This is a genomic window from Edaphobacter sp. FHG110511_03 (assembly GCF_059115365.1).
Genome location: NZ_JBZYWL010000002.1, coordinates 876,008 through 889,366, shown reverse-complemented (window position 1 = coordinate 889,366; position 13,359 = coordinate 876,008). Strand labels below are relative to the sequence as shown.

Below are 13,359 nucleotides of genomic sequence, written 5' to 3'. Positions count from 1 at the left end.
GTGCGAGTCCTTCTCGCAGCATCCGGGCTTTTGTCTTGTCAGGTTAGCGGGAGAGCTCTTCGCGTACGGAGGGCTGGGGCGCATCGAAGAAGATGTTGGAGATGATGCCGCCGAGGATAGCTCCAAGGATGGGAGCGACCCAGAAGAGCCAGAGCTGCGAGATTGCCCAGCCGCCAACGAAGAGGGCGGGACCCGTGGAGCGTGCCGGGTTCACCGAGGTGTTGGTGACGGGGATGCTGATGAGGTGAATCAGCGTGAGGCAGAGGCCGATGGCGATGGGAGCGAAGCCCTTGGGGGCGCGCTGGTCGGTGGCGCCGAGGATGACGAGAAGGAAGAAGGCGGTCAGGACGACTTCGGCCACGAAGCATGCGACCAGCGAATAGCCACCGGGCGAGTGTAGGCCGTAGCCGTTGGAGGCGAAGCCTCCTGCGAGGGAGAATTCGGGCCGGCCGCTGGCGATGAGGTAGAGAACGCCTGAGGCGACGATAGCTCCCACAACCTGGGCAAGGATATAGGGCAGGAGTTCGGAGGCGGGAAAGCGCTTTCCGACGACGAGGCCGATGGAGACGGCCGGATTGAGATGGCAACCGGAGATGTGGCCGATGGCATAGGCCATCGTTAGCACAGTGAGTCCGAAGGCGAGAGCGACACCGGCGAAGCCGATGCCGAGCTGTGGGAATGCGGCGGCAAGGACAGCACTGCCACAGCCTCCGAAGACAAGCCAGAAGGTTCCTAGAAACTCGGCAGTTGCACGTTTATACATCGGCATAGAGAGTACCCTCGGTTTCCTAAGTGAGATTTCAAAATGCTCAATTGCGGCGAGGCCCATAGCCGGCGCAACGCTGCGTTGGCCGACGTGCGTCCGAAGACGAAGCTTGGACGGGAGGATGCTACCACGGTTTTGCGACAGGACTGTAGGAATTTATTGGTGCGAGGGGACTTAGAGGCGGCGGAGGTAGGCTTTGGCCTCTTCGAGGTGAGGGAAGAGACGCTCCTCGGCCTGAAATTCGCGGGAGTGAACGCAGCGGCGTCCGGCCTTCACTCGGACGGGATGCTTGAGGTGCAACATCTCGTGGTAGAGCAGATACTCAATCGCGCAGCGTGGGGTGTCGGGCCGGTCAAAGACACGGCTGACCATGATGGTGTTGTGGGCCGCGTCGTAATGGCCAAGCATGCGGCGGGCATGGTGGGCGCTCCATGTGAGGACAGGGCGCCCGAGAAGGCCGTGGAAGAAGCGCGCATTGAGCGAGTCGAAGACCTCGTTGAGATCGAAGTGATGACCTAAGGGCGTGAGAATTCGCTTACGTCCGCGGGTCTGGCGAATGTGTTCGGCCTGACGCGAGACGGCTTCGGAAGAGACATGGCGACGATAACGGTCGGCATGCGATGGGGCAATGGGTTTGCGGTAAAGCTTGGCGAGAAGAATATGCGCGATGGCGTGGTGGACCGTCTCTGGAGCCTGCTCGAGCAGATCGGACAGGCGAACGTGGAGGCGTCCTTCACGAAGCCGGATGGTGGTGTTGAGCGAAGTGAAGCGGCGGAAACGGATGTCGAAGGGAGGGATGGGAGCGCGCGGCCGAAGTTCGCGGTATTGCTCCTGAAAGACGGTGATAAGGGACTGCGAAGCGGGAAGGGTGGAGCGGGATCTCTTTGGCGTGGCCTTGGCAGGAGGGCTGGGCGGAGAGTCGAAGAGCATGGACGTCTGCGGAGCCTGAGAAAAAAGATGCAGGAACTTACGCAGAGTGGAGCCGGGCTGATCCGAGGTGCTCAGAGAGATTGTCCTTGTCTGGGGATGACTCCCGATAAAGAGATTTTATTCGAGGATCGCGTGAGATGGATGAACTAGCGCCAAGTGGTTATCGAGGGAGTCAGGGGTGCGATTGCGGCTCTCGCTTCTGGTATGCCTCCCGTTCTTCCGGGGTGAGAGGAATGGGAAGCACTCTGCCTTGCTCGCCGGAGGCGAAGGTCGTCTCGAGGATGGCCATTACGGCTATGGCGGATTCGGGAGAGACCGGCACAGGAGCGCGGCCGAGGATGGCATCGCGCATGCCGGTGTAATAGCCGATCTGGTCGGCGGGCGGCACTGGAATCTCGGTGCGCTCACCGGTCGCTCCATCGAAGAGGATGCCGGGATCGGGATCGTCGCCAAACCCTTTTGTTCCGGGAGCGATGATGCCTTCGACGAGCTGTTTTTCCTGAAGATCGGGGCCGTACTTCGCCCAGCTCGCTTTCGTTCCGTGAAGCAGGGTGCGTGGAATTCCGCCAGAGGAAAGCAAGGTGGCGTTGAGGATGACGCGGAGATCGGGATAGAAGAGCTGGACGTGGGCCCAGTCGTCTGTCCTGCCGCCGGGACGCAGCGTGGCGATGCTTGCGAGAACCGAGTCGGGCAGGCCGAACAGGTGAAGAGTGATGTCGATGAGATGCGGCCCGAGATCGAACCAGAGACCGGCTCCGGGACCAGGATCTTCGCGCCAGCGCTGACGGACGAGCGGACGGAAGCGATCCATGTGCGCCTCGAAGTGAGTGACTTTACCGAGGCGTCCGGACTCGAGGATGGCTTTGGCGGCGAGGATGTCGCCTTCCCATCGGCGGTTCTGAAAGACGGAGAGAAGCCGGTTCTGCTCGCGTGCGATCCGGACGAGCTCACGGGCCTCGGCGAGATCGAGGGTGAAGGGCTTGTCGACAACAACGTGCTTGCCTGCCCGGAGCGCGGCTGCGGCGAGAGGGAAGTGACTCTCATTGGGGCTGGCAATGACGACCAGATCCACGCCGGGGTGCGTCGCTGCTTCCATGAAAGGACAGACGGTGACTCCGGGGAAGTCCGCGAGTACGCGCTCCGGCCTGCTGGAGCCAACAACAACGAGTTGAAGCCCCGGAACGGAGCGGACGAGGGGAGCGTGAAAGGTCTTGCCGACGTAGCCGTAGCCGATAAGGCTGACGCGGATAGGGGAGGAAGATGGATTGATCATAGCTGCTTCTTTCAGAGTAGAGGATGCTGCGCGAGAGTCAAAACCGCGAGGGCGTGCGATGCTGGAAGAGTCATGTTTTCATCCATCAGATCTAATGCACATCGAAGCAAGGCTGCCGGTCTTCTGTTATGCGCTTTGATCGTTGTGATGAGTCTGATCTCACCGATATGTCCTGCCTGTGATGGTCTTGGCAATCACCATCTTCACCACTCGTCTTTTGGCAATATGCTGTCTCCTGCCAGCGACCGTTGCGACGGAGTCTGTTCCTGCTGTGGTTTTCACTGGAGCAGGACGTTCGCCCTGATGCTTCCAAAGACGGATTTTGTGGTGGACCTGTCGGTGATCGAAGAGGAACACTCTCCAGGCTGGATGGCACCTCCGCCATTTCTTCCCCCACGCGCTTAGCCCGGAACTCATGATGGACACGCCTTGGCGTGCGATCTCATTTCTCCGGAGCTGATTTCAATGAAGTCCTATCGCTTTTCATGCGCCCTTGCGTGGGTGCTCGCGCTGTTTTGTATCTCGCGTTGTATGGCGCAATCGTCCGTACCCGAGCTGCCTGAAGCTAACCCGGGACGTCCTACCGTCTCGACTCCCGCTACGCTTACGCCGGTGGGCTACCTTCAATTTGAGAATGGAGGGCTGTACGCCGAAGGGTCTTCCGAATTCGATACGCGGGTCGGAATCAATCAGGTGACAAAGTATACGGTCTCGCGACGTCTTCAACTGCTTGCTCTGTCCGAGCCGCTCGTCCATGCCACAGGAGCTTCTGGAGACTCGCTCTCCGGGAATCGTCCGGGAGAGGTCTTTGCCGGTGTTCAGGGAGTAGTGTTTTCGGGCGAAGGACATATCCCAACGGTGAGTATGAGTTACATCCGGAGGCTGTATGAGAGCCCGGCTCCTGAGGTGGATATCGGAACCTTCCGGCAGAGCGCATTGTTTCTGTTCAGCGAAGACGCGGGAGGATTTCATTTCGATGTCAATGGGATCTTCTCTGAACAGGCTGACGGGACGGTTCGGCGCGGGCAGTTCGGACAGACTCTCTCAGTCTCGCACCCGCTCGGGGCATTCACGTTCGCGGGAGAGCTCTGGCACTTCACCCAGCCGCTTACGAAGGGCAATGCAGTAGGAAGCTTGTGGTCGCTCTCTTATCCCATTCGAAAAAATCTGATCGTCGATGCTGGATTCAACCATGGTCTTACTTCGACCTCGACACAGTGGGAGGGATTCGCCGGATTCACGTACGTTTTACCTCATCAGCTATGGAGCTTTCATGCTGCGCCCTGAATTCGAGGTGATCAGCGAGGGGCACTGTCGGCATCGGCGGCGCTTTGCTTCTTCGCAGGCCGATCGGTGCGGCTAACTTGTCTTTGACCCTAATAATTAAATTGGAGCTGTAACCGGAGGAGGCTTCCTTTCTGACGATTTACGGGGTTAGCTGCGTCTTCAAAAGTGCGGTCTCCCAACTGATACTGGGGAGTGAGCTCGATGTATTTTCCGAACTGCGTCTCGATGCCGAGCTCTCCCTCCCTGACCAGGTAGTTCCGAGCATCGAGTTCCTGTTTTTTACCACCGTTGTAGTACTGGAAACGCATATATGGGGTGATTACGATCCCATGAGGAAGATGCGCCATATAGTTGACCAGAGCGTATCCGCCATTGAGCGATTTCTGATCGATAAAGTTAGTTGCCGGATTATATTGGGGACCGGTCCCCCAGTTGTATTCCGCCTGGAAGCCCAGAGGCTGGGGGTAGACGATGAGACTGAGCGCAACGCGACGATCGTTGTAACGGAAATCCGGAAGGCCTTTGGTGCCTGGGGTTCGGGTGAGGACGTCGAATTTACCCGTATAGCCCTGAATGCTGGTCTCAATAAATTGTCCGTTTTTCAGCCGAAAAGGATAGGTATAGCGAGCTACATAGTGCAGGTCTCCATTGGCCTCCGAGGCGTTGAGAAGCTGTCCATTGAAGATGCCGGCTCCGAAGACGCCATAGTCTCCCGAACCTTTCAGACCCCGGGTTACGAGTTCATTGAAACGGGCTCGAATGTGGGCCGGGGCCCAGTAATAAAAGACGCCAACGTCGCGCTCATTGGGAAAGGCACTGTTGAGGGCATCACTTCTATCCAGATCCAGACGGTTCTGGCTGGATTGCATCTCCTCGAAGCCGTAGGGAATCTTCGATTGGCCTGCTCGAATTCGATGTGTTTTCTTCTGATCGAAGGAGACGTCGAAGTAAGCATCGCGAAGCTGTGCATAGTTAAGGGCTGTGTCGCTTGAGCTTGCGAAGTCGGGCTGGATATAAAAGGCGACGTGATTGGACACGTCGCCGGAGAAAACAAGGCGGGCTCGACGAATGAAGAAATTGTTATCTGGACCGATGGACTTGTCGCATTGCTCGCATCTGTAGGCATCATTGTCCCTGAAGAGGCCGTTGTCCCGTATCTGAACGTATCCGCGCAGAGAGTATTTCTCGTACCAAGGGGTTTCTTTCTCGTACGGTTGCTCTGCCTGCTCTTTGCGGAGAGCCTGGGTCTGGGCGCTCGTCTGAGGAGGCGGACCTGCGGTGGCAGATAGCGAAGAGCTCTCCGTTTTAGAAACCGGAGGCGGCATCAGAGACGGAGCAGGTGCAGACGCTGTCTCGATAGCAGGCTTTGCGGCCTGTGATGCATTCAAGAGACGAAGCAACATCGCTTTTTGCTCTTCGAGCGATGATTGCAGCGCCTTAATCTGCTCCTGCTGTGCAGCCAACTGCTCTGCCTGAGCCACTACTTTCTGATTGAGCTGATGTATATTTTCCGGCTCTTGAAGATTTTGAGCTTGCCCTATGCCTGCAGTGAAGGCATACGAAAGAAATAGAGACATAAAATTGACGACACGCATGTCGAATCTCCGACGAGAGTTTTCTCAAGCTTCGAAACGAGTTGGAGATACTTCTACCTGGACCCTTGAGGCTTATCGTCGTAGGCGGTTGTTGTTACTGAGAGATGAGCGACTACTGAAGTCGAGCGATCTCGGTTAGCGCCTGTGCAACGATATTCTTCGGAATACGCGCATAATGAAGCGGCTCAACAGCCTGTTGCCCTTCCGTAAGCATCCACTTGAGGAAGTCAGCCATGGCATTTGCCTTGGTCTTGTCCTTCATCTCAACGGGAATGAGAAGCCATGTGAATGACGAGAGGGGGTAGGCCGTCTGACTGTATTCGTTCGCAAGGGGAGTACCAGAGAGGCCAAGCACCTCATTTGAGGCGCCAGCAGCCGTGATGCTCGATGCGGTTGCTCGAACAAAGGCACCAGAGCTATTTTGAACGTCTCCGTATGGCAGGTGATTTTCGATTGCATAGTGAAGCTGCACGTATCCAATCGAGTTTGGGAGATTGCTGACGAGGTCAGTGATGCCAACGTTTCCTGTTGGACCAATGACCAGGTCTTCTACACCGTCGTCGCCTTTTGTGCCGAGCCCTGTCGGCCAGTGCACATTTACTCCACTTCCGGGACCGACCTTCCATGCCGGACTAACCTGGCTGAGATAGGTGGTCCACAAGTAGGAGGTGTCGCTTGTATCGGACCGGTGAACGACGACGATCTTTGTGTTGGGAAGCGAGACTCCCGGATTGGCGTCAGCGATCTCCGGGTCGTTCCATTTCGTAATGCTGCCAAGGTAGATTCCGGCCAGAGCCGATCCCGTGAACTTGAGGTCAGTGTTTACTCCTTCTACTTTGTAGATCGGCACGACAGCGCCAGCCACGGTAGGAATCTGTAAGACATCTTTCCCCAGCTTCCGTTTGATGGCTCTGAGCTGTTCTTCGGTAACAGGAGCATTGGTCGCAGCGAAGTCTGACGTGCCCGCCATCAAACGCTCGATCCCAGCGCTGGAGCCGATGGGCTTGTAATCGATCTTCACTGAGGGATGGAGCTTACGGAAGCTCGCAAACCACTTTTCATAGAGTGGATAAGGGAACTTGCTTCCCGCGCCCTGAATGGCTTGCGCGAAGGAGAGGGGAGTCCAGAGCAGAAGAAAGAAGGCGACGACCCAACGGGTATATCCACGCTGCAGATCCATTCTGCTCACCGTCATTCGATTTATGGGGCGAGAGTACTCAGCAGGTCCGTAGAGATTCTTTTAGCAGCCCTTGATTAATTTCCCGGCAATACTAGCGCTTCAGCGTGGTTCTCGCACTTTTTATTGTTGCCGCATTTACGCCCGATCGCCGGCCGGTGTCCAATAGAAGGAAGTGCTTTTTCCCGAGTGGCCTGCGCCTCTGCATCTCAACGCGGCGCGTTTTCGGCATCGGCGGCGCTTTGCTTCTTCGCAGGCGGATGGGCGGCGAACCAGGTCTTCTGTTCTTCGGTCAACTCCGTGGCTTGCTCGCGCAGATCCTGCACGGACTCGAGTGCGATCCTGCGCGAGACGTTATAGAGGTCGTTGTCCGGCGGCGATTTGATTGCCGTGGCCCAGCGCTCCGTGGCTTCGACCAGCTTGGGGAGAGCCTTGCGGATGTCGCGGTGGCGCGGGCCGTAGTCGTCGAGATTGTCGCTGAGCTCGTCGGCCAGCGAGGCGAACTGCTCCAGCAGGTCGTGCGTGTCCTGTTCGCGGCCGGGACGGCGGGGCTTGGCGTACATGTCCTGCATGGATTTAATGCGAGTGTCGATGAGCTTGATGAAGACCATCACGCGATCGTTGGCGATGTAGGCCGAGTCACGGAGCTGCTCGATCTCACCTTCCGTCAGGCTGGCTTCTGCCCGCTGGCCGAGCGCGCACGGCGCGAAGAGAGTAAAGAGGAACAGGGACAGGGCGAGGCGTCGCATGGGGTGATTGTAGCGTCCCGCGTCAGCGGCTGAAGACCTGGGTGAGCAGTTGAGTCTGCACCTGGTTCAGCTGTTTCAGCGTGGCCTGGAGCGTAGGCTGGTCTTCGTACGCGGCGCTGTGCAGATATTGGTTAAGCCTGTACGTGGTGTCGTGCATGAGCTTTTCCGCATTCTTCAGGCGCTTGGCGTCGCGGCTGAGACTGGACTGGATCAGCTGGGCATATCGGGCGACCTTCTTGAGCGTGGCATTCGCACGGTCGGGATCGCCTGCTTTCATCTGCTTGCCGGCGAGATCGGTCATTGCTGAGACGAGCTCCGTGTACAGGAAGCATTGATCGCGTGGATTTGCCTGTTCGGCGCGCTGCTCGAGCTGCACGAGCTGCTGCTCGTCGAGCAGGGCAGCCTTATCGGCTGCGCGAGAGACGGGACAAACCAAAACCAAGAAGAGAAACAGAGCAAAAGGCCTAAGGATGAATCGCATAACGCACCTCGTTGTAGGGGCGTCTGGCTTCAGAAATGCATGGAGTCCGACGTCAGTCTATGTTCTAACTACTCTTTCCCTCACTTCATGTGTTCCAGTGCAAGGAGCCTGTGGCGAGCTTCCCATTCCTCATCCGGGAACTTGCCGCCTGCCGCCGCAAGGAACTGTTTGTACAGGTCAGATGCTTCTTTGACCTGGTGGAGCTTGTCGTGCGCCGTAGCCGCCAGGAACAGGGTGGACGGACTAGGTGGCAGCACTTTAGCACGAAGTTCGAGCGCTTGCAAGACGGTGGCCGGATCGTTGCTGTTTGTAGCGGCGAAGGCGAGGTGGCTGGCAGCGACGCCATAGGCCTCGGGTGTGGGGAAGGCCTTCGGATCGGTGAGGGCTCGCTTTAGAAGAGGTACGGCGTCGGCGGAGCGGCGCATCCGGATGAGGGTATCGGCCTGATCGTCGAGCAGGGTGGGATCGTTCGGAGCGGCGGCGGAGAGAGAGGCGTAGAGCGGAAGGGCTTTATCGTACTGGCTGTTGCGGACGTAGAGGCGGGCGAGGAGCCGGGAGATGGCAGCGTCCTGAGGCTGGCTGGCGTGGAGCTTCTCGACGATGGGAAGAGCCTTGTCGGCTTTGTTCTGGGACTCGTAAAGGCTGGCGAGCTGCGAGTTAAGGGTTGGGTCGTCGGGATGCTTCTGGAGCGCAGCGGTGAGGAGGGTCTCGGCCTGATCGGGCTTTCTCTGCTGGACGAGGAGATGGATCAAGGCCGCACTGGCCTGGGTGTTGTCGGGGTCGGCGGCGAGGAGGCGGCGATAGGCGGCCTCGGCGGAGGAGGGGTCGTTGTTGGCTTCGGCGAGTTCGCCGGTGAGGAGGACGTCGTCGGGATTTTCGGGGGAGAGCTTGAGTGCGGCAAGGAGTTCCTCGCTGGCTCCCGCGGGATTGGAGGACTGGTCGAGCCGGGCCATCGCGCGGTAGGCCCGGGCGCGGAGGGCACCATCGCCGTTTGGCACGGCCGCTGCGGCGGCCAGTTCGGTGTGAGCATCGGCAGCTTTGCCGGTTCGGGCAAGGAGGAGGCCGAGGGCGAGGTGGGGGGCGACCATGTTGGGTTCGGCTGCGATGGCGCGGCGGTAGGTCGCTTCGGCTTCCGCGGTCTGATCGAGAGCGTCGTGGGCGGAGCCCAGATTGAAGAGGACTTGCGGGTCTTTCGGGTTCTTTTCGGCGAGGGCGGTGAGAAGCTTTACGGCGGAAGCGTAGTCCTGCTTGGCGAGGGCGTCGGAGGCCTGGGCTCGCAGGGGATCTTCCTGGCGCTCGGAGGCGGCGTCACGGGTTCCGGCGGGAAGCTGGGCGTGGAGGGTTGAATTCGCCGAAATTGTCAGCGCGAGGAGGATGAGTCCTGCCGCCGGTCCTCGTTTGATGTGATTCCACTGCTGCATCCGCTGGGACTCCCCCTCCCGTACAAAAGTGCGCAAAATATTCAAAACATTGAAGATAGGCCCGGACCACGATTAGCCGGGCTGATCACTAGCTTAAATGAAAAGACCCGGCTGAATGGCCGGGCCAGAGTGTTTCTCTGATTTAAGAGTAACAGGCACGTCAAGTCCCTTTCGGCGAAGAACGTCAAAGCAGGCAGACCAACGGCATCTCTGACTTAGTCCGAGATGGCCTTTTTGAGGATGGCTTCCTGCCGACCGTTGGTTTCCACCGTCTTCTGTGCGGCGGTGGGCTGCACGTCGATAACGACTTTGAGGATGTTGCCGGTAAAGGCATTGTCTCCCTCTTTGTAGTCGACAGTCACGGGGGAGGCGTCATCGATACCGATGCCGGCGCCCTCATCCGCGGAGAAGATGAATGGCTGGGTGCGCTCGATGCGGCCACTTGCAACCTTCGTTCCGTTGACCAGGAGAGTGGCGGTGCCTCCTTTGCCCAAACCTCCTCCGTCATAGGCAAAGTCCATGCGTATGGTGGCTTTTCCCGAACCGAGCGCCTGGGGTGAGGACACTTTGTATTCGTTGAGGCCGAGAAAGTTGTAGGTATACGTCGGCTTGCCGCCTTTGAGATACAGGCTGAAGCCACCGAATCTGCCGGCCTCCGCGAGAATGACTCCGTTGGCTCCTCCCTTTGGAATGTCAACCTCCGCTGTGATGGAGAACGAGCGGTTCTTCGTATTGATGAAGACGTTCTCGCTCATCCCGACCATTCCGGTGCTCAGAGTGAGTGAGGTACGGTCTCCCATGACATCGGGGCGACCTGCCAGTTTTGCGTTGGCGCGTTCGATGCCACGATCATCGATGGGAAGAACACGATACTTGATGGCCTCTTCCAGAAAGAGGGCCTGCAACTGCTTCAGCTTTTCCGGATTGGAGGCGGCCAGATTGTCAACCATGCTGAAGTCTTTAGAGGTGTCGTAAAGCTCCCACGTATCGTCTTGCAGACCGGCGCGTGGTTTCGCTTCCCAAGGAGCTTTGTGGATGGTGCCGGCGAACCATCCATCGTCGTAGACGGCGCGATTGCCGAAGATCTCGAAGTACTGCGTCTTGTGCGGACTCTCCGCCTTTGCATTTTCGAAGGTGTACAACATGCTGACACCTTCAATAGGACTCTGGTTCACACCGTTGACGCACTTCGGCTCCGGGAGTTTGGCGGCTTCGAGCACAGTTGGTGCGACATCGATGATGTGGTGCCATTGGGAGCGGACTTCGTTGGTTGCGTTGATGTGATTGGGCCAGGAAACGATCATCCCGTTGCGTGTGCCGCCGTAGTTGGAGGCAACCTGCTTGGTCCAGGTAAAGGGCGTATCACCTGCAACGGCCCAACCTGCGGCCATGTGGGGATAGGTTGTGGGGCCACCCCACTCGTTGTAACGCTTCAGCATCTCGGGCACGGTCTCGATGACACCGTTGAAGTAGGTCATCTCGTTGAACATGCCGTTCATGCCGCCTTCGGCACTGGTTCCGTTGTCGCCGATGATGTAGAAGATCAGCGTATTGTCGAACTGCCCTGTCTCTTTGAGTGCAGCGAAGAGGCGGCCGATCTCGAAGTCGGCGTATTCCCCGAAGGCCGCGTAGACCTCCATCTGATGTGCGAAGAGTTTCTTTTCATCAGGAGAGAGACTGCTCCAGTCTTTGATCGCTTCGGGTTTGGGTGCGAGCTTTGTACCGCGAGGGACTACTCCAAGCTGGATCTGGCGAGCAAGTGTGTCCTCGCGCATTTTGTCCCATCCGCCATCGAACTTGCCCTTGTATTTGGCGATCCATTCGGCAGGCACATGATGCGGAGCGTGAGTGGCTCCCGGTGCGAAGTAGATGAAGAAAGGCTTTTCGGGCGTGAGCGATTTCTGGAACTTTACCCAGGCGATGGCATGCTCGGTGAGATCGGTCATCAGGTGATAGCCGGGACGATGTGGAGGCTCGATACGATTCAAGCCTTCATAGAGACTTGGTGCCCACTGATCCGCTTCTCCGCCGATGAATCCATAGAACTCGTCAAAGCCGGAGCGCGTCGGCCAGCGATCGGTGGGGCCGGAGGGGCTGACCTCCCACGCGGCGGTCTCGTGATTCTTCCCGAACATTGCGGTGCTGTAACCGTTGAGTCGAAGCATCTCGGCGAGTGGAGCAACGGAGCTGGGGCGTTGGCCGGTGTTGCCTGGAAAGGCAGTCGCGGTTTCGGTAATGCTGCCCATGTTGTTCATGTGATGGTTGCGCCCGGAGAGCAGTGCTGTGCGTGAGGGCGAACAGAGAGCCGTTGTGTGGAACTGGTTGTAGCGGAGGCCGCTGCCGGCGAGAGCGTCGGCACTCGGCATGTGTATGGGACCGCCGAAGGTGCTGGGCATGCCGAAACCCATGTCGTCGATTAACACGATGAGAACGTTGGGAGCTCCGGAGGGCGCATTGACTTCGAATCGTGGTGGTGGCGTAGCGTTGCGGGCATCGAGGACGGTGCTGTGCGGATAGTCAGGCTCGGGAACAGGAAGGACGGTCCGGTCGAGCAAGCCGGTTTGTGCATGTGAGATCGAAGCCGAGATTGCCAACAGCGCAAAAATGGTTCTGAGGAGGGGGCCGCTTGTTCTCGTCCTGTGCATAACCATTTCCTCCGCTTTCCTGAGAAGAATGGGCCTGGGAGATCAGCGATTTGGATGGGCCTGCTAAAAGCGCCTGAATCATAGCAGTAAAGGACAATGACCGGTATCGAGAACAGGGTGATGGGTTTGCTCAGGCGGATACGATGGACTGCACGATTGCGGCGAAGGTTCGCACCCTGTCGTAGCGGTCCTTTCTCCAGGCCATGCCGATCTTCCACTTTGCGGCTGGGGTAGAGATGGGGAGGAAGCGGACGCCGGGGACACGCATACGGCGGGCGGTGGAGGGGACGAGACTGACTCCGAGGCCGGCACGAACCAGGTTCAGGACGGTGAACAGTTCGCCGACCTCCTGGATGACGGTGGGGGTGAATCCGGCGGCGGCGCAGACGCTGATGGTGTGCTGGCGAAGGCTTTTTGAGACGGAGCGCGAGATCAGCACGAAGGGCTCGTGCCGGAGATCTTTCAGAGCCAGATGGGCCCGGGTGAAGCGCGATTGGGAGACGGCGATCAGAAGCTCTTCTTCTAGGACCGGGGTGATCTCGAGGCCGGTTGCGGAGACTGGCAGGCGGATAAAGCCGAGATCGATGCTGCCTTCGAGAAGCCCCTCCATCTGGGCCTGGCTGGCGAGGTCGTGCATCTCGAGCATGACGTTGGGGAAGGCCTTTCGAAAGGCGATGACGGAGCGTGGAAGCAGGTCGCCGAGGGTGGCGATTCCGAAGGCGATCCGGAGACTTCCAAATTCACCACGCACGGCCTGACGGGCGAACGACTCCCACGCAGCAGCATCGTTCATCAGCGTCCGTGAGCGTTCCCAGAGAGCTTCGCCTGCGGCGGTGAGGCTGACGCGCCCGGTGGTGCGCTCGAAGAGACGTCCGCCGATCTCTTCCTCAAAACGTTTAATCTGCTTGGTGAGCGCGGGTTGCGAGATGTTGAGCCGTGCGGCGGTTCGGCCGAAGTTCAGCTCTTCGGAGAGGACGACGAAGGCGCGGAGGGCATCCAGATTGATGCTCATTCCTAAAGGTTATCAAGGAGCCA

The 13,359-nt window shown here is 58.4% G+C and carries 11 protein-coding genes; 1 reads left to right on the top strand and 10 read right to left on the bottom strand.

Features of this window, described 5'->3' with window-relative positions; translation table 11 throughout:
* Positions 1-43: 43 nt before the first annotated feature.
* The 3 genes from aqpZ to AC5S26_RS12930 all read right to left on the bottom strand — a co-directional run bounded on the left by aqpZ (position 44) and on the right by AC5S26_RS12930 (position 2,969).
* The gene (gene aqpZ / locus AC5S26_RS12940; RefSeq protein WP_494185308.1) at positions 44-769 is read right to left on the bottom strand and encodes an aquaporin Z; all 726 of its coding nucleotides are present in this window, start codon (positions 767-769) and stop codon (positions 44-46) included.
* Positions 770-940: 171 nt separating this feature from the next.
* Positions 941-1,696, bottom strand: a complete 756-nt coding sequence (locus tag AC5S26_RS12935; protein WP_494185307.1) for a M48 family metalloprotease — start codon at positions 1,694-1,696, stop codon at positions 941-943.
* A 172-nt stretch (positions 1,697-1,868) separates the two neighbouring features.
* Positions 1,869-2,969, bottom strand: coding sequence for an oxidoreductase (locus AC5S26_RS12930; protein WP_494185306.1), 1,101 nt, complete (start codon positions 2,967-2,969; stop codon positions 1,869-1,871).
* A 465-nt stretch (positions 2,970-3,434) separates the two neighbouring features.
* On the opposite strand from AC5S26_RS12930, the gene AC5S26_RS12925 reads away from it, so the two are divergent.
* Positions 3,435-4,256, top strand: a complete 822-nt coding sequence (locus AC5S26_RS12925) for a hypothetical protein (protein ID WP_494185305.1) — start codon at positions 3,435-3,437, stop codon at positions 4,254-4,256.
* An 89-nt stretch (positions 4,257-4,345) separates the two neighbouring features.
* On the opposite strand, the gene AC5S26_RS12920 is transcribed toward AC5S26_RS12925, so the two are convergent.
* The 7 genes from AC5S26_RS12920 to AC5S26_RS12890 all read right to left on the bottom strand — a co-directional run bounded on the left by AC5S26_RS12920 (position 4,346) and on the right by AC5S26_RS12890 (position 13,336).
* Positions 4,346-5,851: a porin gene (locus AC5S26_RS12920; RefSeq protein ID WP_494185304.1), complete on the bottom strand. Its 1,506-nt coding sequence runs from the start codon at positions 5,849-5,851 to the stop codon at positions 4,346-4,348.
* A 112-nt stretch (positions 5,852-5,963) separates the two neighbouring features.
* A complete protein-coding gene (gene pstS, locus AC5S26_RS12915) occupies positions 5,964-7,031 on the bottom strand; it encodes a phosphate ABC transporter substrate-binding protein PstS (protein ID WP_494185303.1) in 1,068 nt (355 codons plus the stop codon).
* A gap of 206 nt (positions 7,032-7,237) precedes the next feature.
* On the bottom strand, positions 7,238-7,777 hold the full coding sequence (locus tag AC5S26_RS12910; RefSeq protein ID WP_494185302.1) for a hypothetical protein: 540 nt from the start codon (positions 7,775-7,777) through the stop codon (positions 7,238-7,240).
* A gap of 22 nt (positions 7,778-7,799) precedes the next feature.
* The gene (locus AC5S26_RS12905; protein ID WP_494185301.1) at positions 7,800-8,258 is read right to left on the bottom strand and encodes a hypothetical protein; all 459 of its coding nucleotides are present in this window, start codon (positions 8,256-8,258) and stop codon (positions 7,800-7,802) included.
* Between the two features lie 80 nt (positions 8,259-8,338).
* Entirely contained in the window at positions 8,339-9,679 is a 1,341-nt protein-coding gene (locus AC5S26_RS12900; protein WP_494185300.1) for a tetratricopeptide repeat protein, read from the bottom strand.
* Positions 9,680-9,894: 215 nt separating this feature from the next.
* Positions 9,895-12,324, bottom strand: coding sequence for an arylsulfatase (locus AC5S26_RS12895; RefSeq protein ID WP_494185299.1), 2,430 nt, complete (start codon positions 12,322-12,324; stop codon positions 9,895-9,897).
* A 130-nt stretch (positions 12,325-12,454) separates the two neighbouring features.
* Positions 12,455-13,336 (bottom strand): LysR substrate-binding domain-containing protein, encoded by an 882-nt coding sequence (locus AC5S26_RS12890; protein ID WP_494185298.1) that lies wholly within the window; start codon positions 13,334-13,336, stop codon positions 12,455-12,457.
* Positions 13,337-13,359 lie beyond the last annotated feature (23 nt).